At 58.9% G+C, this 22,362-nt stretch carries 20 protein-coding genes and 1 tRNA gene; 13 read left to right on the forward strand and 8 right to left on the reverse strand.

The features are described 5' to 3' along the window. Positions 1-53: 53 nt before the first annotated feature. The 3 genes from PSV43_RS09130 (at position 54) to PSV43_RS09140 (ending at position 2,190) form a co-directional block, all read left to right on the forward strand. The gene (locus PSV43_RS09130; protein WP_300195948.1) at positions 54-1,418 is read left to right on the forward strand and encodes a DUF1501 domain-containing protein; all 1,365 of its coding nucleotides are present in this window, start codon (positions 54-56) and stop codon (positions 1,416-1,418) included. A 28-nt stretch (positions 1,419-1,446) separates the two neighbouring features. Then, complete coding sequence (locus PSV43_RS09135) at positions 1,447-1,764, forward strand: GIY-YIG nuclease family protein (protein ID WP_300195951.1); 318 nt, start codon at positions 1,447-1,449, stop codon at positions 1,762-1,764. Positions 1,765-1,842: 78 nt separating this feature from the next. Next, positions 1,843-2,190 (forward strand): hypothetical protein, encoded by a 348-nt coding sequence (locus PSV43_RS09140; RefSeq protein ID WP_300195954.1) that lies wholly within the window; start codon positions 1,843-1,845, stop codon positions 2,188-2,190. Positions 2,191-2,281: 91 nt separating this feature from the next. Here the strand turns inward: PSV43_RS09140 and PSV43_RS09145 are convergent. Together PSV43_RS09145 and PSV43_RS09150 are read right to left on the reverse strand one after the other, a co-directional pair. Continuing rightward, positions 2,282-2,355 (reverse strand) — tRNA-Gln (locus PSV43_RS09145). Positions 2,356-2,418: 63 nt separating this feature from the next. Further along, positions 2,419-3,765 carry a sodium:alanine symporter family protein gene (locus PSV43_RS09150; RefSeq protein WP_300195957.1) on the reverse strand — a complete coding sequence of 449 codons (1,347 nt, stop codon included), beginning with the start codon at positions 3,763-3,765 and terminating at the stop codon, positions 2,419-2,421. Between the two features lie 153 nt (positions 3,766-3,918). Here PSV43_RS09150 and PSV43_RS09155 point away from each other — a divergent pair, with 153 nt between their 5' ends. Beyond that, entirely contained in the window at positions 3,919-5,346 is a 1,428-nt protein-coding gene (locus tag PSV43_RS09155) for a Gfo/Idh/MocA family oxidoreductase (protein ID WP_300195960.1), read from the forward strand. A 69-nt stretch (positions 5,347-5,415) separates the two neighbouring features. Here PSV43_RS09155 and PSV43_RS09160 read toward each other — a convergent pair whose 3' ends face one another. Then, the gene (locus PSV43_RS09160; protein WP_300195963.1) at positions 5,416-6,033 is read right to left on the reverse strand and encodes a DUF4339 domain-containing protein; all 618 of its coding nucleotides are present in this window, start codon (positions 6,031-6,033) and stop codon (positions 5,416-5,418) included. 80 nt (positions 6,034-6,113) lie between these two features. Here PSV43_RS09160 and PSV43_RS09165 point away from each other — a divergent pair, with 80 nt between their 5' ends. Beyond that, positions 6,114-7,628 (forward strand): hypothetical protein, encoded by a 1,515-nt coding sequence (locus PSV43_RS09165; RefSeq protein ID WP_300195966.1) that lies wholly within the window; start codon positions 6,114-6,116, stop codon positions 7,626-7,628. Between the two features lie 200 nt (positions 7,629-7,828). Then, the gene (locus PSV43_RS09170; RefSeq protein ID WP_300195969.1) at positions 7,829-8,461 is read left to right on the forward strand and encodes an NAD(P)H-dependent oxidoreductase; all 633 of its coding nucleotides are present in this window, start codon (positions 7,829-7,831) and stop codon (positions 8,459-8,461) included. An 89-nt stretch (positions 8,462-8,550) separates the two neighbouring features. Here the strand turns inward: PSV43_RS09170 and PSV43_RS09175 are convergent, their stop codons facing one another. The 5 genes from PSV43_RS09175 to PSV43_RS09195 all read right to left on the reverse strand — a co-directional run bounded on the left by PSV43_RS09175 (position 8,551) and on the right by PSV43_RS09195 (position 14,231). Further along, complete coding sequence (locus tag PSV43_RS09175; protein WP_300195972.1) at positions 8,551-9,267, reverse strand: L,D-transpeptidase family protein; 717 nt, start codon at positions 9,265-9,267, stop codon at positions 8,551-8,553. A 74-nt stretch (positions 9,268-9,341) separates the two neighbouring features. Further along, positions 9,342-10,370, reverse strand: a complete 1,029-nt coding sequence (locus PSV43_RS09180; protein ID WP_300195975.1) for a TIM barrel protein — start codon at positions 10,368-10,370, stop codon at positions 9,342-9,344. Between the two features lie 103 nt (positions 10,371-10,473). Beyond that, positions 10,474-12,051 (reverse strand): arylsulfatase, encoded by a 1,578-nt coding sequence (locus PSV43_RS09185; RefSeq protein WP_300195978.1) that lies wholly within the window; start codon positions 12,049-12,051, stop codon positions 10,474-10,476. 21 nt (positions 12,052-12,072) lie between these two features. After that, entirely contained in the window at positions 12,073-12,309 is a 237-nt protein-coding gene (locus tag PSV43_RS09190; protein ID WP_300195981.1) for a hypothetical protein, read from the reverse strand. A gap of 89 nt (positions 12,310-12,398) precedes the next feature. After that, complete coding sequence (locus PSV43_RS09195; RefSeq protein ID WP_300195984.1) at positions 12,399-14,231, reverse strand: alpha/beta hydrolase-fold protein; 1,833 nt, start codon at positions 14,229-14,231, stop codon at positions 12,399-12,401. 246 nt (positions 14,232-14,477) lie between these two features. On the opposite strand from PSV43_RS09195, the gene PSV43_RS09200 reads away from it, so the two are divergent. The 7 genes from PSV43_RS09200 to lpxB all read left to right on the forward strand — a co-directional run bounded on the left by PSV43_RS09200 (position 14,478) and on the right by lpxB (position 22,337). Next, a complete protein-coding gene (locus tag PSV43_RS09200; RefSeq protein WP_300195987.1) occupies positions 14,478-15,140 on the forward strand; it encodes a hypothetical protein in 663 nt (220 codons plus the stop codon). After that, positions 15,137-16,636, forward strand: coding sequence for a hypothetical protein (locus PSV43_RS09205; RefSeq protein WP_300195990.1), 1,500 nt, complete (start codon positions 15,137-15,139; stop codon positions 16,634-16,636). Before PSV43_RS09200 ends, PSV43_RS09205 begins: the two co-directional genes overlap by 4 nt. Beyond that, positions 16,633-17,400, forward strand: coding sequence for a hypothetical protein (locus tag PSV43_RS09210; RefSeq protein WP_300195993.1), 768 nt, complete (start codon positions 16,633-16,635; stop codon positions 17,398-17,400). Before PSV43_RS09205 ends, PSV43_RS09210 begins: the two co-directional genes overlap by 4 nt. Positions 17,401-17,404: 4 nt before the next feature. Next, positions 17,405-18,718: a polysaccharide deacetylase family protein gene (locus tag PSV43_RS09215; RefSeq protein WP_300195996.1), complete on the forward strand. Its 1,314-nt coding sequence runs from the start codon at positions 17,405-17,407 to the stop codon at positions 18,716-18,718. Positions 18,719-18,807: 89 nt separating this feature from the next. Further along, positions 18,808-20,241 carry a signal recognition particle protein gene (gene ffh / locus PSV43_RS09220; RefSeq protein WP_300195999.1) on the forward strand — a complete coding sequence of 478 codons (1,434 nt, stop codon included), beginning with the start codon at positions 18,808-18,810 and terminating at the stop codon, positions 20,239-20,241. A gap of 24 nt (positions 20,242-20,265) precedes the next feature. Beyond that, positions 20,266-21,219: a Gfo/Idh/MocA family oxidoreductase gene (locus PSV43_RS09225; protein WP_300196002.1), complete on the forward strand. Its 954-nt coding sequence runs from the start codon at positions 20,266-20,268 to the stop codon at positions 21,217-21,219. Then, entirely contained in the window at positions 21,216-22,337 is a 1,122-nt protein-coding gene (gene lpxB, locus PSV43_RS09230) for a lipid-A-disaccharide synthase (RefSeq protein ID WP_300196005.1), read from the forward strand. The genes PSV43_RS09225 and lpxB overlap by 4 nt, the downstream gene beginning before the upstream one ends. The last annotated feature ends 25 nt before the right edge of the window (positions 22,338-22,362 follow it).

A 22,362-nucleotide genomic window follows, 5' to 3' on the forward strand; every position in this document is an offset into this window, starting at 1 on the left:
GTCTTCTCACCTCTCGCAAGATCGTGCTCCTATCCCCGTAGTTTCTTCACATCGTGAGCTCTCCCGTTCCAGATATTCGCCTTTCGCGACGCAGCCTGCTCCATGCCGGTGGCATGGGGATGCTGGGCTTGGGATTGAATCAGCTCGCCGCACTGGGCGCGACCTCTGGCAAGACCAGCATCGGACTCGGCAAGGCCAAGTCGGTGATCATGATCTTCAATGGCGGCGCCCCGAGTCACATCGACCTATGGGATCCCAAGCCGGATGGCCCCTCGGAGATTCGTGGCGAATTCAAAACGATCCGCAGCAATGTTCCGGGCATTCATGTGACGGAGCTGCTGCCGCAGATGGCGAAGCGCATGGACAAGCTCGCGCTGATCCGTTCCGTCCATCACGGGCACAGCAGTCACAATGGTGGCATGCACTGGGCGACCACGGGGCGTCCGTATCGTGTGGACAGCACGCTCATCACACCCAGCCCGACTGATCTGCCTGGTGTCGGCACGCTCGTTGGCTGGCTGGCACAGCGCGATGGCTTCAGCAAAGGAGTGCCGCCGTATGTCATCACGCCGTTTCCGCATTGCGACAGCAAGGTGTATCTGACGCCCGGCCAGTTTGGCGGCTGCCTAGGCACGCGCTTCGACCCCTATGTGCTCGATGATGATCCCAATGCCGCCGCCTTTCGCGTGAGGAACATGGGGCTGGATGCCAGCCTGACCCCAGCGCGCCTTCAAGAACGCCTCGCGCTGCTGAATCAGATGAGTGCCGCCGCACGTCCCATCGCCACCAGTCATACGGCCCAAATGGACATTTTCAATGAGCAGGCCGCCACGATGCTGCAATCTGGCAAGGCAGCAGACGCCTTCGATCTCTCCAAGGAGCCAGCCAAGGTACGCGAGCGTTATGGCCGGCACAGCTGGGGCCAGTCTCACCTCCTCGCGCGGCGTCTGGTCGAATCCGGCACGCGGTTTGTCACCACAGTGAACGGACCCTCCATCACCTGGGACACTCACAAGGACAACTTCAACGGCCTCAAGAACCGCCTGGTGCCACCGATGGAGCAGGCTTACTCCGCGCTGCTCGACGATCTGGAAGAACGCGGCCTGCTGGAAACCACGCTGGTCGTCTGGATGGGCGAGTTTGGCCGCACGCCGAAGATCAACAACGAGGCTGGTCGTGACCACTGGCCGGGCTGCTACAGCGTGGTGCTCGCCGGCGGCGGCGTGCGCGGCGGCCAGGTGATCGGCAGTTCGGATGCCAGCGGGGCCTACCCCAAAGACCGCCCTGTCACGCCGGCAGACATTCATGCCAGCATCTACTCGGCACTGGGATACGATTACCGCGAGATCAGTTACCACTCGGCGGATGGGCGGCCTATCGCACTGACCGAAGGTTCGACCATCACTGAGCTGTTTTGATTTCTCGCCGATCCGGCTATGATGGCCGGTGCCGAAGAAAAAAAAACTGCCCGCAGCCAAGACCAAGGCCGCCAAAGCTAAAGCTGCCAAAGCCAAGCTCGCGAAAAAGTGGCACCTCTATGTCCTGCTGTGCAAAGACGGGACGCTCTACTGCGGTATCACCAATGATCTTGAGCGTCGGATCTCGCAGCATAATGCCGGCAAAGGCGCACGCTACACACGAGGTCGGGGTCCGGTGAGTCTGAGGCGCTCCTGGCCGCAGAAAAACAAATCGGCCGCCTTAAGAGCTGAATATTCTTTCAAAAAACTTAGCCGACCTTGCAAAGAGATGTATCTAGCAGCCTAATGTGGCATTACGACGCAGAAATGTGACATTTGCGAAGGGTTTCTGAGACAGAACGCCTTTTTTGTGGTACAGGGATAGATGGTCACAACAAAAGCAGTCACTAAAAAAGCGCCTTTTTCCCGCCGGGTAGTTGATCACGTCACCGATGAACTGGTGAACGTACTGTCCACGGGCGAAACCTTTGAGTTTAAAGCCCTCTTTTCGAAAGTGTTTGAAGGATTGAAGCTGAAAAATGCTGTCAGTGGTGGCGAAGAGATGCTCCGCCTGCGTTCGTATGAGAAGATTCTCAAGCTGACCAACTGCGGTCTCGTGAAGAAAGTGGGCAAGACCTATCGCGCCCTCGAAGGCATTGAATCCGCCTCCAGCGCCCATCGCCTGGCACGCCTGGACTCAGCGATCCTTGCAGCAGCGCAGGCCAAGGCCTGAGTTGTTCCTCCTATTGTTTAACGAAACGGCACGGTGCGTCTTTTGAGATGCCTGTGCCGTTTTTTTTGGGTACCTCTGCCTGTGGCAGGAGTGGTTGCCTCACAAGGACTCGAACCTTGAATGACAGATTCAGAATCTGCTGTGTTACCATTACACCATGAGGCAGTGAGTGGCGGGCTGAGAGAATAGAGGCGACCGCGGTTCTTGCAAGTAGGACAGCAGACTTTTTCAGTCCTTGCCGGTCAGCTCGTGTTTATAGGCCTTGGTTTCGGCCACGATCACCCCGCTGAGGCAGATGAGGCAGATCAGGTTTGGCAGGGCCATGAGGCCGTTGGCGGCATCGGCAAAGTCCCAGACGGCCTGAGCTGGCTGCACGGAGCCAAACAGCACCGCCAGCACCCACAGAATACGGTAGGGCTTCACCGCGCGCGTGCCGAACAGATACTCAGCCGCCTTTTCGCCGTAGTAGCCCCAGCCGAGGATGGTGGAGAACACGAAGGTCATCATGCCGATCAGGAGAATGTAGGGCCCGATCGAATGCAGTTCGTTGAACGCCGCGCTGGTGAGAGCTGCTTTTGGCAACCCTTCCTTCCAGTGACCACTGCTAACGATGACCAGACCGGTCATGAGGCAGATCACGACTGTGTCCCAGAAGGTGGCCGTGCTGCTGACGAGCGCCTGGCGGACCGGATTGGGTGTCTTCGCCGCCGCCGCCACGATGGGGGCGGAGCCGAGACCCGACTCATTCGAGAACAAACCGCGGGCGATCCCCGCCTGCGCCACCTGCTTCAACGTGGCACCGATGAAGCCGCCAGCGGCCGCCTGACCGCTCCAGGCACCGTTCCAGATGTCCGCAAAAGCCTGTGGCAATGCGGCATAGTTTTTGATCAAAATCAGCGTGCAGCCGATGATGTAGCCCACCGCCATGAATGGGACGAGAATGCCGCACACCTTTGCAATGCTCTTCACGCCACCGAGAATGACTGCGGCGGTCAAAGCCGCCATCACACCACCGACAATCCAGCGCAGGTTGGTGACGGATTCCGGCTTCACCTGCTCAATGAGCATTTCAACAATGCTGTTGGCCTGAGTCATGTTGCCGATGCCAAAGGCGGCGATGCAGGTGAAAACAGCGAACACGATGCCCAGCCACTTCTGCCCGAGACCCCGCTCCAGCGCATACATGGGTCCACCGGCCATGCTGCCGTCCGGCATGGTGACGCGATATTTCACAGCCAGCACGGCTTCCGAATATTTCGTGGCAATGCCAAAGACGCCAGTCAGCCACATCCACAGCACTGCGCCCGGACCGCCCATGGTCACGGCACCCGCCACACCAATGATATTGCCGGTGCCAATGGTAGCGGCGAGGGCTGTCATGAGTGCGCCGAACTGCGACACATCCCCCTCCCCTGCTTTTTCACGCGAAAAGGAAATCTTGATCGCCCGAGGCAGGAAGCGCTGGATGAAGCCGGTGCGGAGTGTCAGGAACAAATGCGTGCCAAACAGCAAAATGATGAGGGGCACGCCCCAGACCCATCCAGAGAGATCAGAAGCAAATTTAGCGAAGTCCATGAAGCCTTTTAAAACGTAAACCCGCTTTGCGCCAAGCACAAACAATGCCCCGGACACATTTCTCCGCTTGTAAGTACGTTTTTTTCGGGAGCTGACATTCCCATTGCGTAGTTCTGAGGCAATCCGCTATCTTTGCGGCCCCAATCCATCCATATGAAGCCCTCGCTTTTCCCCAACCGCCGTACTTTCCTCCGCAACACTGCCGCAACTGCGGGCAGCATCTTTCTCCCCAATCTGCTGATTGGTCAGGAAGGTGTCGTCAAAAAAATCAATGTCGCCGGCATCGGTGGCGCAGGCGGCAAAGGTGCCTCTGATGTGGGTATCTCCGCCAAGGGAGCCAACATTGTCGCCATTTGCGACGTGGACCGTGAACGCCTCAAGCAGGCACAGCAGAAATACCCGGACGCGAAGATGTTCGAGAACTTCCGTGAGATGTTTGAAACGATGGGTGACAAGATCGACATGGTCACCGTTTCCACTCCTGACCACGCTCACTACCCTGCAGCGATGGAAGCCATCAAGCGCGGCAAGCACGTCTGCGTGCAGAAGCCCCTGGTGAACCGCATCTGGGAAGCCAATCAACTTCACGAAGCCGCCAAGAAAAAAGGCGTGAAGACCAACATGGGCAACCAAGGCCACACCGGCAAAGGCATCCGCTTCCTCAAGCAGTGGGTCAGCGAAGGCATCGTGGGCAACGTCCAAGAAATCCACGTCTGGACCAACCGCCCCATCTGGCCACAGGGCAATGCAGCCAAGGACAAGTACATCCATGGCACAGTGCCGAAGATCAAAGAGAAGAAGAAAGGCCCGGACGGCAAAGACATGATGGTCGAAACCGCTGAGGATCTGTTCAACTGGGACTCCTGGCTGGCCGCCTGCCCTTCCGTCCCCTATACCGACGGTCTCCATCCCTTCGCCTGGCGCGGCCACCGCGAATACGGCGCAGGTGCCATGGGCGACATGGGCTGCCATCTTCTCGACGGTCCTTTCTGGGCCTGCGGCCTCGGCGAACCCTACAAAATGGAAGCCGAATGCCAGGAACTCACCGACGTGAGCTGGCCGAAGTCCTCCCACGTGGTGTTCTACTTCAAGACGGAGAAATACGGCGAGGTCAAACTGCACTGGTATGAAGGCAGCCTGAAGCCTGAGCGTCCGGCAGAACTCGATGCCGACCGCGACTGGGACAAGATCAAAGGCGGCTTCCTCCTACGTGGTGATGCCGGCGTGATCCTCAACACCGACGACTATTGCGGCAGCCCACGTCTGATCCCGAACGCCAAGATGACCGAATTCCTCGGTGGCAAGCCCCCTGTGGCGAAGCTGGAACCCGCGCTCGCCGAAGGCGAACCGCAGCTCGAACTCATCCGCGCCATTGAGCAGGACAAGATCTGCGGCAGCAATTTCGACTACTCCGTGCCGCTGACCAAGCTCTGCCTCCTCGGCAACCTCGCCATCGCCAATCCCGACAAAGTCATCAACTGGGATGCCGCCAAGCAGGAGTCCGACAACGCGGAAGCCAACAAGCTCATCACCCGCGCGGCCTACCGCCAGGGCTGGGATTACAGCGCTGCAAACATCTAACGCCGTCTCGCTTTAGCGGACTGTCCATCCATCGAATCGCCCGGCAGGTTTCTGTCGGGCGATTTTTTGTTACTTCCTGGACATGTCATTGATCATCCCCTTGATCACGTCCCCCCCTTCACCCAAACCCTTCATCAGCTCCGCAAGGCCCGGCCCAAGCAGCCAGGAGGTATAGGAGATGGCCATCCACCACGCAATGGCGTTCACGATGATCATGGTCGTCACCAGCACCTCCACCCAGCGGCCCCATACCACGAGGTAGCCGTTCTCATCCTTCTTCTGCCGGAAAATATGATCTGAATACAAGGACACCGCCGCCCACCACAGCAGGGGCGGGAAAAATAAGAAACCCAGGATCATGCGCCGCAGAACCGTACCCCCGCGCTGGTTGTAGGGCACACGATTGTAGTCACGGTAGCGTGCCACCCGGCGGCGTGTGGGAAGGACCGTGAGACCGTCAGCGACGACCTGCCCCTGGGCATGCAGTTCCAGCAGGGTCGAAACGGGACGCCACTGCTCCTCGTCCCCACGCTTCACCAAGTCATTGTCGCGGATCGATCCGTAGGCGAGAAAATTGCGCAGATCATCTTTGGAACAGGGACCGAGTGTCTTCTGGCCTTTGGCAATGTAATAGGTGGCATTCACGAGCACTAGGGAAAAGAACGGCGCGACGGTAGATAGGAGCACGTTATAATGCATTATCCGCACCAAGATGTATTGTAAGTTTTTTATATTCAAACATGCCAGGCACGTGCGTACTTCACCCCATGCGCCTTCGCTTTCTCCCCTTCCTTGTCGGTCTGTCCAGCCTGACGCTTCATGCTCTGCCCCCTGCCCCCACCTCCAGCATCAAGGCCGGATTTGCGGTGCGGGACATCACTCCAGACATCGGCATGGAGCAGCCCGGCGGCTATGGCAAAAGCTTCCACCGGACCTTTCACGACGCCTGCAAGGTGCGGGTGGCCCTGTTTGATGATGGAAAAAAGACCGCCGTGGTCATCGGCCTCGACGCGCTTGTGGTGCCGCGGCAGGTTGTGCTGGACGCCCGTGCTCAAATCGAAAAAGCCACCGGCATCACCGGGGACGCCGTGCTGATCTGCGCCTCGCATTCGCACAGCTCCGGCCCCGTCGGCATGGTCATGCCCGGTGAATATGACGGCGCCTCTGACCTCGTGAAGAAGCTCGCGTATGAACAATCCTCCTGCGCAGACCCCGGCTACCTGCTGCGACTGACGCGTGAGATTGTGACAGGGGTCGTCCTGGCGAACCAAAACAAAGTGCCGGTACAACTGGGCTGTGGTTTTGGCCATGAGGACAAGGTGGCTTTCAATCGCCGCCTGCGCATGAAGAACGGCCAGAGCTGGAGCCATCCGCGTCCTGGTAATCCGGAGATCTTGGAATACGCGGGGCCCATTGATCCGCAGGTGGGTGTCATCGGTGCTTGGGACATGCAGGGCCAGATGGTGGGCGTGGTGGTGAACTATGCCTGCCATGCGACCACCAACCCCGGCGGCATTTCGGCCAACTGGATTCAATACCTCGAAAAAACCATTCAGGGCGGACTCGGCACGCATGCACCGGTGGTCTTCATGCAGGGGGCCTGCGGCGACATCACGCAGGTGGACAACCTCAGCCCCTATCAAAACCCGAAGCCCGAGGAGTGGAGCCAGCGTGTCGGCGGAAGTGTGGGAGCTGAAGCGATCCGTGTTTTACTCACGCAGCCCAAGATCACAGCGGCTCCCATTGAAACACGCCAGGAAGTTCTGAAAATCAAACGTCGTCCGCCATCGCCGCAGCGGGTGGAGAAAAGTCTCGATCTCGTGAGCAAACCGCGAGTCGCTGGAGACGCCACCGACTTCCTTTTTTCCAAGGAGATCCTCATGCTTGACCACCTCAACAAGAAGCAGCCCCTCGTCGATTGCGAAGTGCAGTGCATCAAGGTGGGCCCAGTGTGCTTTGTTTCCAATCCCGCTGAATACTTCGTGCAGTACGGGCTCGACATCAAAAAAGGGAGCCCGCATGCCTTCACCTTTCCCTGTGAACTTTCCAACGGCATCGTCGGCTACGTCCCCACCGAGGAGGCCTTTGGTCCGCACGGCGGCGGGTATGAAACACGCCTCACCTCTTATTCCAATCTCGAAATCACCGCTGGAACGCAGATGGCGAAGAAAGGCATCGAACTGGCCAAACAAATGACCGCCGAACCCAAGCCCGAGCCGCTGAAGGCTCCGCCTTTCAGCCTGCCATGGAACTATGGCAATTTACCGCCGGAGCTGGAGTGAGGCAGGCATTTCGCACCAGAGTGCATGTATTGCTCGTTCCTTTCTGCGCCTGCAATTCAGAACCGGCTGAAGCCGGTACTACAATACGTACGCCACGATCTGCGGAGTGATGGGTGCATTTTGTTCGCGCGCCACCATCCGTCAACGAGCCAACTTTAAACTTTAAACCTTAGACTTGTAACTTCATAGTCTTCCACCGCATGACCCCCGCAGAACTCCTCTCCGCCCTCAACTGGCGCTACGCCACCAAGGTCTTCGATTCCACAAAGAAGATCCCTGCTGACACTTGGGCTGCGCTGGAGGAGTCGCTCGTTCTCACACCATCGAGCTACGGTCTGCAGCCGTGGAAATTCATCATCATTCAGGACAAGGAACTGCGTGAGGAGTTGATTGGTCATTCATGGCGTCAGCGCCAGGTGGTGGACTGCTCGCACTTGGTCGTCATGGCCACGAAGCGCGCGATGTCCGAAGTCGAAATTGATGCCAACCTCATGCGCATCGCCGAAGTGCGTGGCGGCACGCCCGATGCACTGGTTGGCTTCCGCAAGATGCTCACCGGCACGCTGGAGCAGGGATACATGACCAAGGAGTGGGCCATGATGCAGGCCTACATCGCGCTCGGCCAGTTCATGGCAGCGGCTGCTCTGCTAGGCATCGACACCTGCCCGATGGAGGGTTTTGTGCCCGCAAAATACGACGAAGTTCTCGGTCTCGAAGCTCAGGGATTTACCACGACCGTGCTCTGTCCTGCAGGCTATCGTCATGCAGATGACCGCTATGCCGCGCTGCCCAAGGTCCGCTTCAAAAGCAGCGATGTGATTGAGCATCGCTGAGTTGGTTTCGATTCTGGCTAGCCTCCCCGCCTCTCTGCGCACCGCAGTTCAAAAGAGGGGAGCTCCAGATATGCTATGGCATTTCCTTTTCAGCGCCCCGGGACCATTTGCACGAGACATGGCTCCGTCGCAGGATCCAGCCACGCGAGAACCTTGCGCAGGTTCGCCTCAGACATGGCGGTGCAGCCCGCCGTAGGCACGTTTTCGCCCAGCCAGATGTGCATGAAGATGCAGGAACCAAGGCCCGGTTGGTTGTCTGGATTGTGCGCAATGACAGCCCCCAGTTTGTAGCAGCCAATGCGGGGAACCATGGTTTCAGGACCCGTCCAATCAGGGGTCACTGTGCGATCATCCACGATCTGGTTGTAGTGCTGCGAGCGAACATCATCGATGCCCCAATGATGCTCGGTGCAGTGGATGTAGGGCAGCTTGATCCAGGCATGCGACGGCTCGGAGCCAAATGCCTGGGTGACGCGAAAGACTCCGGCGGGAGCACAGCTATCCCCTTCCTTTTTCATGCGCCAGCCAGCCGGAGCGGACAGGCCGAACTCGCCATGGCCCCATGCCATGCCGTTGCGACCGATGCGGACTGGAATGGCGGTGCCGGTAGCCTGCCAGTCATGGGTCGGGGTGCGCACGAGCATTCTGAGTTCCGCCGCCGTCGCCTGCGGATCTACCGCAGTCACGTAGAGCACCTGCCTGCAGTTTGACGGCAGGACCGCCGTGATTTCAGAGGGCAGCGTCACAGGAGCAGGCATGCGCGCACAGGAGGCGAGCGTCACGAACAAGACAAGGAGACGATGCATGCGAAATGGGCGGAAATGAAAACGCCGCAGAGTTTCCTCTGCGGCGCTGAAGAATCGATCTGACGGACGGGCTGTTACCAGCCGTGGGCGTCGCGGACTTTGATCATCGCTGCGAGGATGTTGTTCCAGGTGTCCGGCGTTTCGAGCACGGCGTTCGGGAACATGCAACCATCCCAGCAGATGTGCTGGATGCCACGGGCGGCGGCATCTTTGAGCCAGTAGCCGGAGGCCTTGGTGATGTCGAGCTTGCCGTTCGGATCGTCAGCGCGGCAATGCTTGCCAGTCTTGTCGTGCGCGCCAGCACCGTGCACGGTACCGTCGTTTTGAGCGACGTGGAAGTCGATGGTCCAAGGGCGCAGCGCGTCGGTCATCTTCTCATAGGCGGCCCAGAACTCAGCTTCGCTGTAGCCTTCTTTGAGAAGAGCATGCTCAGGAGCATTGTAGCCGAGGGTGTAGAGATAGGTGTGGGCGAGGTCGGCCTGGAAGCCAAGCGCGTTGGGCATGCCCACGCCTTCGAGGACGTCGAGCATGTCCTTCCACGAGTGCATACCGGCCCAGCAGATTTCGCCTTCGGCGGCCAGACGCTCACCGCTGTCCGCGGCGATCTGCGCTGCCTTCTTGAAGGTGTCCACGATGCGGGCGGTGCCAGCCTTCGAATTCTCACGCCACTTGGACACACCGAACTCAGCGGAGTCGATGCGGATGACGCCATATTTGCGCACGCCGTGGTTGTTGAAAATCTTGGCGATGCGGCAGGCCATTTTCACAGCGCTGAGAAATTTCTCCTGCTGCGCGTCGTCGCCCATGGCGGAGTCACCGACAGTCCCGGGCCACACAGGAGCCACGAGGGAGCCCACGCTGAATCCCTTGCCGGCGATGAGATCGGCGATCTTCTTGATCTCGTCATCACTGGCCTCAGGATTGGTGTGCGGGAGGAAGAGGAAGTAGTCGATGCCTTCAAACTTCTGGCCGTTCACATTGGCTGCGGCGGTCAGGTCCAGCATCTTTTCGAGGCTGATCGGTGGTTCCTGGCCTTCGCCATCGCCTTTGCCGACGAGTCCGGGCCACATTGCATTGTGAAGTTTGGGTGAGGAATAGCTCATGGTAATTGCTTGGTTTGGGAAGCGAGTCGCGAGGTTAGCGGGAAGGTTTGGGAAAGCACGAAAAAAAGTGCCGCGATTTCAGCACGGCAGGCGGGCCGGTGGATCACTTCACTTTCTTCTTCCCTTTGGGCTTGGCGGCAGGTGTGGGCTTGCGGAGGACGACCGGCACCGCGTTCTGCTGCGCTGCGCCGGAAGAGCTGCGGCCGCTAGTGACGATCTGCTCAAGTTCGGCGGTCATCTTGGCGACGATCTCAGGGTGCCCGGCCTGCACGTTGTCCTTCTCGGAGATGTCTGTCTTGAGGTTGTAGAGCTGCGTGTCGGGCAGGCCTTTTTCACCAGGGCTGCCGGGCCGTGGGTCGCTCCAGCCGCCGGAACCGGCGCAGAGTTCGAGCTTCCAGTCGCCTTCACGCAAAGCAAAGGAACCATTAATCGAGTGGTGGATCACACTCTGACGCACTGGCTTGCCGGACTCACCCAGCAGCGCGGGCAGAATGCTGAAGCTGTCTTCGGCAGCGGTCTCGGGCAGCTTTGCATCGACGGCGTCAGCAGCTGTAGCCATAAAATCCGTGAGACACACGATTTGAGCAGAAGTCTGCCCCCCCTTCACCTTCGCAGGCCAGCGCACAATAAAGGGCACGCGGTGACCGCCGTCAAAAATGTCCGCCTTGTGGCCGCGCATGTTGTAGCTGGGGTTGTGCCCTGCGGCGATCAGCTTGGGGTAGTCGGCGCTCGGGGAACAACCGTTGTCGCTGGTGACAATGAAGAGCGTGTCCTTCGCGATTCCTGCCTCTTCCGTAGCGCGCATGATCTGACCAATGGCATCGTCCGTTTCCATCACAAAATCAGCGTAAGCATTGATGCCACTTTTGCCCTGCCACTTTTCGCTGGGCAGGATAGGTGTGTGGGGGGAGTTCAGCGGCATGTAGAGGAAGAAGGGCGCGCCTTCTTTTGCTTTCGCCGCGATGACTTTTTTCGCCTCACGTGTGAAGGTGGGCAGCACATCTTCGCCACGGAAGCCGGGGGAGCCGGGGCCTTCGCGGGTGTAGCTCACAGGTCCGCCTTTGTTCATGACGAGTTTCATTGTCTCCGTGGGATTGGCCACCACGTGATCGTTTTCGATGAAACAATACGGCACCATATCCAGCGAGGCGCTGATGCCAAAGTAGGTATCGAAGCCGACACTATTCGGGCCGTTGGTGATGGGCTTGGTGTAGTCCACGTTGTTCACCTGCTCGGCCTTTTCGATGTTCAGTTCCTCCGTGGGGCCTGTGCGCTCCCAATCCATGCCCATGTGCCATTTGCCCACACAATGCGTGGAGTAGCCTTGAGCTTTGAGCATGCTTGCCACAGTCTGTCTCCCCTGCTCGATCAAACGCGGACTCAGTCCTCCGAGCACGCCGCTTTGCAGCTTCGAGCGCCAGGCATAACGACCCGTCATCACGCCATAGCGTGTGGGCGTGCAAACGCTGGACCCGGAATGCGCATCCGTGAAAATCATGCCCTCCTTGGCGAGACGGTCAAAGCTCGGTGTGGCGATTTTACCGTCGGGGTTGAGGCATTTCACATCGCCATAACCAAGATCATCGCAGAGAATGAAGATGATGTTGGGTTTGTCGCCAGCGCTGGCCGTGACGGCGAAAGCGAGGCACAACAGAGTCGTGAGAGCAAAGAATCGGTTCATGGTGAACCGTCTTCAACGTACTCAACCCTCTGAGCTATCGAGATATTCCAAGGCTTTCGAATAACTGGCCTGGGTGAGGAAATGATTGAGCCGAGGCGGGAGCTGTGCGCGCAGTTTGAGATGCTCAGCCCCGAGTTCCTCCGAGACCTGCTTTAACGCCTCCAAGTGTGCCGCCGCATCACGATCCCGAAACGCATGATCGGCGATGAGGTCGAGGCGACGCTGAAGGAGGCTGCGCAATGAATCGAAGGATGTCATGCCTACATGTGCTTGAGGCGGAAGTAACTCACCACCAGTTTTTCGCCCAGTCCCCCATGAAAGGAGAACCTGCCGCCTTACGCTCGCAATCAGAGCTTCGGCTTCGGTGGCGTCATCGGAGCCATCTGACCGCTGACGATGCCGTGGGCAGTCGTCTTGCGTTTGTAGATCGCGTCACCGCAGGCGATAAACAGCTCGCCGAGATCTTTGCCACCAAAGCACACGTCTTGCGGGGGCTTGGGTGTCGGGATGATGAAATTCACCCGACCGGCTTGATCGAGCACTTGGATGCCGAGTAAGGTGGCAACGTAGAGCCAGCCGTTGGTGTCCACACAGAGGCCACCAACTTTAAGTTGCTGCCCTCGTATTTCCTCCAAGTCACCAAATGGCTCAAGCGCATGAATAGCGGGCACGCCTGCCGTGTCAGGTTTTGCAGCGAACGAATCACCACCCGAAGGAGCTTCTACATCGATCACTTGGGCGGAAAAAATAACACCACTCTCTTTCTGACTCGCATAGATCACAGTTTGGTCTGGCGACAAACAGAGCTTCTCAAATGCACGCACGCTATCAGCATGCACAAACGAGCCTGCGCCACCGGGTTCTTCTTTCTCAGGGAGAATGAAGATGCCTGCGCCTTTGTGGGGTGAGAAAGGATCACCTTCAGCGAAATTATCTTCAACGCTCACAAGAGTTTTGCCATCACTTCGCATGACAAAACTCGAGACACCGGAGAAACGCTGGGGCCGCCTCTTCTTGTCATCGGTATTTAGGGCTTTGAGATAGCGAAATCCTTCAGGTCCCGCAAAGAGAGCCACAGGCTGGCCTTCTGCGTTGATTCCCAAATCAAATTGAATGTGGGAATTGAGCACTCTATTTGCCATGATCGTGGCGTTTCCTGTAGCTGAAACAGTCCAGAGCGATGACGAATTTTCAGCAATGACGAATACTGCCCCGTCTTTAGCAGCAGCCAAACGGTGAAAATCGGATCCGTGACCTTCAAGCTTCGAATCCACTGGCATTTGAAGCGACCTCAACTCCCCTTCCCCCACCACCTCATAGCCCTTCCACTTCGACTCACTTTTCGCATTCGCTTTGATCTCCATGTCCGTCTTCCAGTCGCGCCAGAGCCAGCGGAGGACATCAGGGAAAATTTGGGAGGCATGCTTGGCGTTGTGGCCACCCTCGCCCCAGGCGTGGCTCACGTCATACCCAGCCCAGGAGAGACTGCGCTCCATCGTCTGGTTCGCCATCCACCAGTCCCCGCAGTAGAGATTGTTGTCACCCGTGCCGGATTGCAGAAACACCCGCAGCGGCTTGGGCTCGAACTTGCGCACCAAAACGGCCAGCTGATCGGCCCCATGAATGCCCACATAGGTGCCCACCCCGGTGAAGACGCGGCGGAAGCGGTCTGGGCGATGCCACGCCACCATGAAGGCGCAGATGCCGCCGCTGCTGTTGCCTGAGATCGCAGCCTGATTCGGATCTGTGCTCAACTGGATGCCATGCTTCGTCATGATGGCAGGCAGGAACTCATCGAGGAGAAACTGTGAATAGGTGGGCGTGATGCTGTCGTACTCGAAGCTGCGGTTGAAGCGCGGCAGAGCCTTGTCATTCGCCGCAGGCACCACGCCCGGCTTGATGAAAATGCCGACCAGCGGCGGGATGTCCTGTTTGGCAATGAGATTGTCAAAGACGACGGGAGTCTGGTAAATGACGCCGTCCTGAAAGACCATGAAAGCTGCGGGCTTGGCTTTGTCGAAACCGGCGGGCAGATAGATCTGGTATTCACGCTCAGTGCCGGGGAAGACGCTGCCGTCTTTCGCAAGGTAGCTGTCCTTCAGCATCGTTCCCTTCGGCACATTAGGCTGCGGTTTGGAGTCTTCGGTGAGCGGAAAATCCGGCTCGGCCGTGAATGCCATGCGGGTGAGAAGAAGTAGTGCAAGGAGGGAGCGCATGCGCGCATGCTGACAGAGGCTGTCACATCCCGCCAGCCTGAATTTATGCGTACCGCGCTATGAATAAAACACCTATGCCGAGACGTTGAGTTCGGGCTTGTTTCACGGTGCGCACAGGCTAGCATGAGGCAGCTTATTTCACCCCCTCCTCTCATCCATTTGAAATCCGGTTTCGTTCTCGCTTGCGCACTCGTTGGCGCGGGGCTTGCCATGTCGGCCCCGATGGCGGAGAAGCGCACGGATGATCCGGGGGCAAGTTCTGACATCGCACTGCTGCGGCTGAGCTACGAGCGCGAGCTGATCGAAGAGAGCCTCGCGCCGGTCAAAGAGCAGATCACCACGCTGGGCACACTGGAAAAACAGTTCGCCGCCGAGCGTGATTACGACGACGCCATCACCGCACGCGATGAACGTAAGCGTTTGCAAAACGAACTGGCCCGGCTGGACAAGGAGCTGCTGCTGCTGCAAACACGCGAGCAGACACTCAAGACCTCGCTGCTGCCGGACCGCATCAAGCTCCCGCTCGACGCTGCCACTTTGAGCGATCTGCGGCTCGATGGCGGTGCCATCACCGGATGGTCCAAGGTCGGAGCCTCCGCCACCTGGAAGCTGCCCGCGCTGCCCCCTGGGGGGTATGAGGTCATGCTGCGTTACCGCTGTGGTACTGCGGAAGGTGGCAGGCTGCTGATCAAAGAAGCGCGCTTCACCCTCACCACGAACATCGAAACCACGCTCAAGGGCCCGGAGGAGCGCAGCGCAGGCACGCTCAAAATTAGCGATGGCTCAGGCACGCTGACACTCTCTGCACAGGCGCTGGTCACCGACAATCTCATGCAACTGCTGGCCGTGGAACTCGTGCCAGCCACCCGATGAAACGCTCCCTGCCAGCCCTGATTTTCGTTCTGCATGCCTGCGCGGTATTGCTGGCGCAAACACCCGCCCAGGAGCCGGCCGCACTCACCGTCACACGCTTGGCATTCATGCGCCAGGTCATGGCGGATTCTCAACTGCTCACCCAGCAGTACGAACGCGCGCTGGCAAAGGTGGAAACCGAAGTCGCCACGGCGGGTGACTATGAGGAGGCACGCGCCATCCGCATGCGCCGCGAACAATTGCAGGCGCTGTACGCCGGCACAGCATCCAGTCTCGCCACGCCCCTGCCCCTCACCCAGGCCCGAATGATGGGATCCGCCCAGGCCTCAGGCGAAACACTCGGCGGCTGGCGCTCCAACGGCAGCGGGGCGGAGTGGCTGAATTTCCGCCTCACACCGGGCAGCTACCACATCGAATTTGAAGCCAACATGAGTGACGCCCCCGTCGCAGGCAGCATCTATGCCTCTTCCAAGTTCCAGCCGCAGCAGACCGCCTTGTTTGGATTTGATGAAGTCACGCTGCTGGGCATCGCCGCAGAAAATCACCGCACTTTTGAAATCACCCGCAGCACGGATGAAACCACGTTCACCACGGTGCGTGTGGGGCCGCTGACCTTCAGCCGCAATCCTGCCACGCTGCGCTTCACCGCTGCGAATGGATATCCGGCCAACATCATCCGCATCCGCAATCTACGGCTGGTCCCCGTCACAGACGCCACCGCCACCAGCACGCCCCCACCCACGCAGAGCGGCTCCACCACAGCGATGCAGATGGCCAGCACGACTCTGAAAGACGCCATCGGTACCGCAAGGACAGCCGCAGCCGCCAAGTATCTCGACGATTTAAATGATCTCGCAGTGACCAAGCCCGCGCTGAAAGGACAGATCGATGCCGAAATCCGCCGAATGAAGCGTTTGGAAGATCAAAAAGCAGGACGCTCGGGCGTCAACGCGATCACGACGACCGGCGGTGGTTTCAGTGGCTTTGAAAGCATCAGCGATGCCCGCCTCGCGGATGAAGAGCCACTCTCCGGCGAACGCTTCAAGGTGGTTTACGAAGGTCGCACAATGATGGTGCGTCTGCTGTGGATCGACTGCGCGCCGCTGGAGGAAAACACCGCACCTGAAGTGAAACGCTTCGCCAAGCATTTCGACATCGAGGATGAGGATGTGCCAGCCGTGGGTCGTGCCGCACGCGAATTCACCGCCAGTTATCTGCGCGACAAACCCCTCCGCCTGCTGATCCGCCCGGATCCCGACAAAGACGGCACCATGGCCGCGCTGCTGTTTTTGCCGAATGTGGGCCTGTATCAAAACGTGCTCGTCAATCACGGGCTGGCAGCCGTGGTGGCGCCTGCGCGTGAGAAACAGCACAACGCCATGGAGCGTGCCTTTCTCTCCACGCTGAGCGCCATTGAAAACACCGCCAAAAAACGCCGGCCAGCGCCCGGCGCATGGGCGCTCTCCGCTGAGAGTCATGAAGGGAAGGCACCATGAAGCACCTGCTTATGATCACCGCAGGCCTGCTGCTGCTTGCTGGCCTTACCACAGCCCAGCAGCCCGCGCCTTCTCCCGCCGCCCCCGCCGCCCCTGCTGCGGGTGCACGCCTGGAGCAGATGGAGGGCATCTACCAGAAGGAGCTGAGCGCACGGCATATTCCTCTGCTTGGCAAGTATCTCATCGAATTGCAACGGCAGGCCGCCACCGCCACCGACAAGTCTCCCTACACCGCAGAAATCGCCCGCATCCAGCAAATCATCAGTGCAGGCGGGGTGCTGGATTTGATCGCCACCCAGCAGGCGCAGTCCGGCACCATGCCCATGCCGGCCCCCATGCCAGCCCCGGTGCCCATCGAGCAAAAACAAGCCCTCATCGCGCTGTCACCCGCACTAGCACAGAAGGTCACACCCAAAGCTCCGGCAGATGCGCAAACCGCCACCATCGGTGAGATCGAGTGGCGCATCGAATTCATCGCTGCTGGCACGTATGACATCTTGCTGCATTACGCCTGTCCGGAACTAACGGAACCGCTGACAATCGTGATCGAATGCAACGGCCAGACACTCGAAAAAGAACTGGCTGTCGAGCGTGCAACCAAAGATGCCCAGTCTTTCCGCATCCTGAGACTCGGCAGCCTCACCTTGACCAGTGATCTTCGCGGCGAGACACTGCGCCTCAGCGCCGGTGACAAAGTCAGCCCGCAACTCATCGTGAAAAGCCTGCTCATCACCCGGCCAAAACCTCCCGCCCTCAATCCCTAGCGCCATGCGTTTTGTCCTTCCGTTTATATTTGTTGTCCTCGCTTTAGGCACACTGCCTTCCTGCAAGCGAATCGAGGCCAAACTGCAACGCCTTGCCGAGCAAAGCGGCGTGACCCCGAAACCGCCTTCACCCACCCCCGAGGAGCCTGCGCTGACGCCCGAAGAACAGGCGATCGAAAAGAAATTGCAGGAGACCGCCCTGCTGGCGGCAGCGGCACCTGTGCCGGAAATCCCGGCAGGCCCTGCCTTTGAACTCAACAAATCCTCCGTCGTCTCCATCCTTGGCTACCATGATTTCAAAGATCGCGGCGGCAGCCCCATGCTGATAGCCGAGCCCAAGTTCCGGGCGCAGATGCAGGCCATCAAGGACTCCAAGATCCCTGTCATTTCATTCAGCGAAATGATGGCATGGAAGCGTGGCGAGAAGAATATCCCCGAAGAAGCCATCGTCATCACCATGGATGACGGCTGGGAGGGTGTGCACACCTATGCCTATCCGGTGCTGCGTGAGTTCGGCTTCCCCTTCACCATCTACCTCTACAAAAACTATATCGGCGGTGCTGGCCGTTCGATGAGCTGGGAGCAGATCAAAGAGATGATGCAGCACGGCTGTGAAGTCGGCAGTCACAGTGTCTCCCATGCCAGCCTCAAGACCCCGCCAAAGAACTTGAAGACGGATGCTGATAAGCAGCAGTGGGTCTTGCGTGAGCTCAAGGACTCGCGCGAGTTTTTGGAGCAAAACCTGCACATCAAATGCCTCTCCTTCGCCTATCCCTATGGCAGTTTCGACGATGCCATCATGGAGACAGGACTGCAAATCGGCTACGAATCTCTCGTCACTGTCAACGGCCAGAAAGTCAGCTGGGACACCCCAAACGGGAAGCTTGGCCGCTACATTGTTCATGGTGACAACGACATCAATTTCAAGCTCGCCACCAGCTTCCGCGGTCGCGGTGATGTGGGTTCCAATAAGTTCCTCGTCGCTGACGCCAAAAACGACCAGGGCGAACAGCTCATCCAGTTCAAGCCCAAGCCGGATGCCGTCATCACCGATCGCCGCCCCCTGATCGAGGCTGATTTGAAAAAAATCGGCACCATCATGCCGGAGAGCATCAAGCTGCGCATCGCCGGCCTCGGCACCGTGCCCGTGGATTATGACCCGGCCACCATGGTCGTACGCTTTCAGTTCCCCTACAAACTGCGCCGGGAAGATTGCGCTCTCAGCCTCAGCTTTCAGCGTGATGCCACCCAGCCCCCCGAAGTCGTGAGCTGGCGCTTCAAGATCGACCTTGAGTCGGCTTACATGCCCCCTCCCTAGCCTTCATTTCACCGCCTTGATTCGTCCCGCCTTCGCAGTTGCCTTCAGTGGCCTGCTGCCGACTATCCTAGGCTCTATTCTTTCTCCCGATGTTCTCCGCTCTCTCTGAAAAACTCGAAAGTGCCTTTAAGAAACTGCGCGGCCAGGCCCGCATCAGTGAATCCAACGTCACGGACGCCATGCAGGAAATCCGCATGGCCCTGCTCGAAGCAGACGTGGACTTCAAGGTCGCCAAAGATCTCGTCGAGACCGTCAGCAAACAGTCGATCGGCGCAGAAGTACTGCTCAAGGTTTCCCCCGGGCAGCAGATCGTCAAAATTTTCCATGATGAGCTGGTCAAGCTGCTGGGCAGCGATGCTAGCGCGCTGAACGTCGATCCCCCGCAGCGCATTCTTGTGACCGGCCTCAATGGTGCCGGTAAAACGACGACCTCCGCCAAGCTGGCCAACTGGCTCAAAAAACAGGGCCGCCGCCCATTGCTCCTCGCGCTGGATCTCTACCGCCCCGCCGCCATCAAGCAGTTGCAGGTGCTCGGCCAGCAGCTCAATGTGCCCGTGTTTGCACCTGCAGAAGGTGAAACAGATCCGGTGAAGGCCGCCAAGGCCGCCATGGTCTGGCTCAAGGAACAAGGCAGCGGAGTCGCCATCTTCGACACCGCCGGTCGTCAGGATCTCGATGAAGACCTGCTCGCGGAACTCAAGCGCGTGCGCGCCGTGGTGGAGCCGAATGAAGTCCTGCTGGTGGCAGACGCTGCCACAGGTCAGCAGGCCGTGAGCGTGGCGCAAAAATTCAATGCCGCCGTCGGCATCACGGGCCTGATCATGACCAAGCTCGATGGCGACGCCCGTGGGGGTGCCCTCCTGTCGATGCGCCAGGTCACCGGCTGTGCCGTCAAGTTCCTCGGCGTGGGTGAAAAGATCGAGCAGCTCGAAATTTTCCATCCCGACCGCATGGCGCAGCGCATCCTCGGCATGGGAGACGTCGTGGGCCTGGTGGAGAAAGCCGCCGAAGAGATCGACGAGAAGGAGGCCATGAAACTGGCCGCCCGCATGCAGTCGAACAAGTTCGATTTCACCGACATGCTCGCGCAAATGCGCATGATGAAGAAGCTCGGGCCCATCGGCGGCATCCTCGGCATGCTCCCCGGCATGGGCAAGATGAAGGACATGGTCGGCCCCGATGCTGACGACCGCATGAAACACGTCGAGGCCCTCATCCTTTCGATGACGCCCAAGGAACGCCAGCGCCCGGAAATCATCAACGGCCAGCGCCGCAAACGCATCTGCAACGGAGCAGGACGTCCCGTGATGGAAATGAACCAGCTCCTCAAGCAGTTCGAAATGATGAAAAAGCTCATGAGCAACAAGGGCATGATGGCCCAGATGATGGGCGGCATGATGGGAGGCGGCGGCGCAGGTGGCGGGATGGGAGGACTCGGAGGTCTGGGTGGAATGCTCGGAGGTGGCGGCGGTGGCAAAATGCCCAAGCTCCCACCCGGCATGAAGTTCCCTGGCAAATTCTAACCTTCCCTTTTTTCACACCTCATCATGAGTTCCCCTTTCCGCATCGGAGTCGCCGGAGTCGGCGCCATTGGCAAAAACCACGCACGCATCATGGCGGAGATCGCCGCGAAAAGCGAAGGCGCGATCACCTTTGCTGCGGTGTATGATGCCGATCCTGCACGTGCGGCAGAATTCGCAGCGCAGTATGGCACGCAGGCCGCCAGCGATCTCGCGGACTTCGCCAGCCGGGTGGATGCCGCCACCGTGGCCGTGCCAACCATCTTCCACCGCAAAGTCGCCGAACCGCTCATGAACGCCGGCGTCCATGTGCTCGTGGAAAAGCCCATCAGCGAATCCTACGCGGAAGCACAGGCCTTGATCGAACTCGCCAAGGACAAAAGTGTGATCCTGCAAGTGGGACACATCGAACGCTTCAATCCGGTGCTGCTGCAGCTTGAGCAGCGCATGGACAACCCGAAGTTCATCGAAGCCCATCGTCTCTCACCCTTCCCGAACCGCAGCATCGATATTGGTGTGGTGCTGGATCTGATGATCCACGACATCGAAATCGTACTGCACTTGGTGAAATCTGAACTCATTCAGATCGATGCCGTCGGCATCCCCGTGCTGACCAAGCGCGAAGACATCGCCAATGCGCGCCTCAAGTTCGCCAACGGCTGCATCGCCAACATCACCGCCAGCCGCATCAGCCCGGAGAAGATGCGCAAGATCCGCGTCTTCCAGAGCGAGAGCTATCTAAGCCTGGATTACCAGGAGCAGAGCGGCTGGATCTATCGCAAAGACGGCATGCAGATCGTGCGCGAAGCGGTTGAAGTGGAAAAGGATGAACCGCTGAAACTTGAGCTCACCGCCTTCGTCGAATGCGCCCGCCATGGTCGCCGCCCGGTCGTCACCGGCCAGGAAGGCGCCGAAGCCGTGCGCATCGCATTGGAAATCACGGATCAAATCGAAAAGAACGCCGCTCTAGGCGCGTCATGAACCGGATTTTTATCATCGCAGGCGAGATCAGCGGCGACACCCATGCAGCGGGACTCCTGCGTGAATTGAGAACCCTTGAGCCCGACATGAAGGTCATCGGCCTCGGCGGCCCGAAAATGCGGGAAGCCGGCGGTGCAGGCATTGAGGACTGGGTCGAAACCGCCGGCGTCGTCGGACTGTGGGAAGTCGTGAAGATGTACCGCTATTTCAAAGAGAAGATGGATGCCGTGCTGGCCTCCATCCTCGATCAAAAACCCGAAGCGGTGATCCTCGTGGATTATCCCGGATTCAATCTGCGCCTGGCCAAAAGCCTGCGCACCGCCGGATACAAGGGGCGCATTCTGTACTACATCAGTCCGCAGGTCTGGGCTTGGAAGAAAGGCCGCGTGAAGACCATGGCGCAGGTGCTCGATCTCATGATCTGCATCTTCCCCTTCGAAAAAGACTTCTATGAGAAGAGCGGACTGCCCACCGAATTCAGCGGCCACCCCATGGTCGACCGAGTGGTGACGCTGAAACGCGAATGGAAGCGCGAACCCGGATTCGTTGGCTGGTTCCCCGGCAGCCGCCACAACGAAGTGCGCCGTTTGTTTCCCATCATGATGGACGCGGCCAAGATCATCAAGGCAGCCATGCCCAATGCCCGCTTTGTCGTTTCGGCAGCCAATGAAACGCTGGCAGGATTCATGCGCAACATGACCGACGAGCACGGCATGCCCGAGGCGAAGCGCTGGATCGAAACCGGCACCGTCTATGATCTGATGCAGCGTGCTCAAGCCGGAGCCGTCGCCTCAGGAACCGCCACACTGGAAGCCGCCTGCTTTGGCATGCCCTACACGCTGATCTACAACGTGAGCTGGCCCACCTACGTCATCGCCAAGCTGGTGGTGCGTATCAAGCACCTAGGCATCGTCAACATCCTCGCCAAACGTGAAGTGGTGAAAGAACTCGTGCAGGGAGACCTCAGCGCGGAAACGCTCGCCCAAGCCACCCTCGAACTGCTCAACAACGCAGCCAAGCGCGAGCAACTGCAAGAGGAGCTTGCGGAGGTCGTCGCCACTCTCGGCAGCAGCGGAGCTTACGCACGCGCTGCCAAAGCGGTGCATGAAGCAATGTAAGGCTTCAGCTGTTGATCAGGTGAAG

The organism is Prosthecobacter sp. (genome assembly GCF_029946185.1).
Taxonomy (GTDB): domain Bacteria; phylum Verrucomicrobiota; class Verrucomicrobiia; order Verrucomicrobiales; family Verrucomicrobiaceae; genus Prosthecobacter.

Excerpts from the sequence above, each read along its gene's own strand:
- PSV43_RS09180 (WP_300195975.1), bottom strand. The coding sequence starts at position 10,370 with ATGAGCTATTCCTCACCCAAACTTCACAATGCAATGTGGCCCGGACTC.
- PSV43_RS09210 (WP_300195993.1), top strand. The coding sequence starts at position 16,633 with ATGAAGCACCTGCTTATGATCACCGCAGGCCTGCTGCTGCTTGCTGGC.
- PSV43_RS09155 (WP_300195960.1), top strand. The coding sequence starts at position 3,919 with ATGAAGCCCTCGCTTTTCCCCAACCGCCGTACTTTCCTCCGCAACACT.
- PSV43_RS09165 (WP_300195966.1), top strand. The coding sequence starts at position 6,114 with ATGCGCCTTCGCTTTCTCCCCTTCCTTGTCGGTCTGTCCAGCCTGACG.
- PSV43_RS09140 (WP_300195954.1), top strand. The coding sequence starts at position 1,843 with ATGGTCACAACAAAAGCAGTCACTAAAAAAGCGCCTTTTTCCCGCCGG.
- PSV43_RS09175 (WP_300195972.1), bottom strand. The coding sequence starts at position 9,267 with ATGCATCGTCTCCTTGTCTTGTTCGTGACGCTCGCCTCCTGTGCGCGC.
- ffh (WP_300195999.1), top strand. The coding sequence starts at position 18,808 with ATGTTCTCCGCTCTCTCTGAAAAACTCGAAAGTGCCTTTAAGAAACTG.
- PSV43_RS09190 (WP_300195981.1), bottom strand. The coding sequence starts at position 12,309 with ATGACATCCTTCGATTCATTGCGCAGCCTCCTTCAGCGTCGCCTCGAC.
- PSV43_RS09185 (WP_300195978.1), bottom strand. The coding sequence starts at position 12,051 with ATGAACCGATTCTTTGCTCTCACGACTCTGTTGTGCCTCGCTTTCGCC.
- PSV43_RS09225 (WP_300196002.1), top strand. The coding sequence starts at position 20,266 with ATGAGTTCCCCTTTCCGCATCGGAGTCGCCGGAGTCGGCGCCATTGGC.
- PSV43_RS09195 (WP_300195984.1), bottom strand. The coding sequence starts at position 14,231 with ATGGCATTCACGGCCGAGCCGGATTTTCCGCTCACCGAAGACTCCAAA.
- PSV43_RS09170 (WP_300195969.1), top strand. The coding sequence starts at position 7,829 with ATGACCCCCGCAGAACTCCTCTCCGCCCTCAACTGGCGCTACGCCACC.
- lpxB (WP_300196005.1), top strand. The coding sequence starts at position 21,216 with ATGAACCGGATTTTTATCATCGCAGGCGAGATCAGCGGCGACACCCAT.
- PSV43_RS09200 (WP_300195987.1), top strand. The coding sequence starts at position 14,478 with ATGTCGGCCCCGATGGCGGAGAAGCGCACGGATGATCCGGGGGCAAGT.
- PSV43_RS09215 (WP_300195996.1), top strand. The coding sequence starts at position 17,405 with ATGCGTTTTGTCCTTCCGTTTATATTTGTTGTCCTCGCTTTAGGCACA.
- PSV43_RS09205 (WP_300195990.1), top strand. The coding sequence starts at position 15,137 with ATGAAACGCTCCCTGCCAGCCCTGATTTTCGTTCTGCATGCCTGCGCG.
- PSV43_RS09150 (WP_300195957.1), bottom strand. The coding sequence starts at position 3,765 with ATGGACTTCGCTAAATTTGCTTCTGATCTCTCTGGATGGGTCTGGGGC.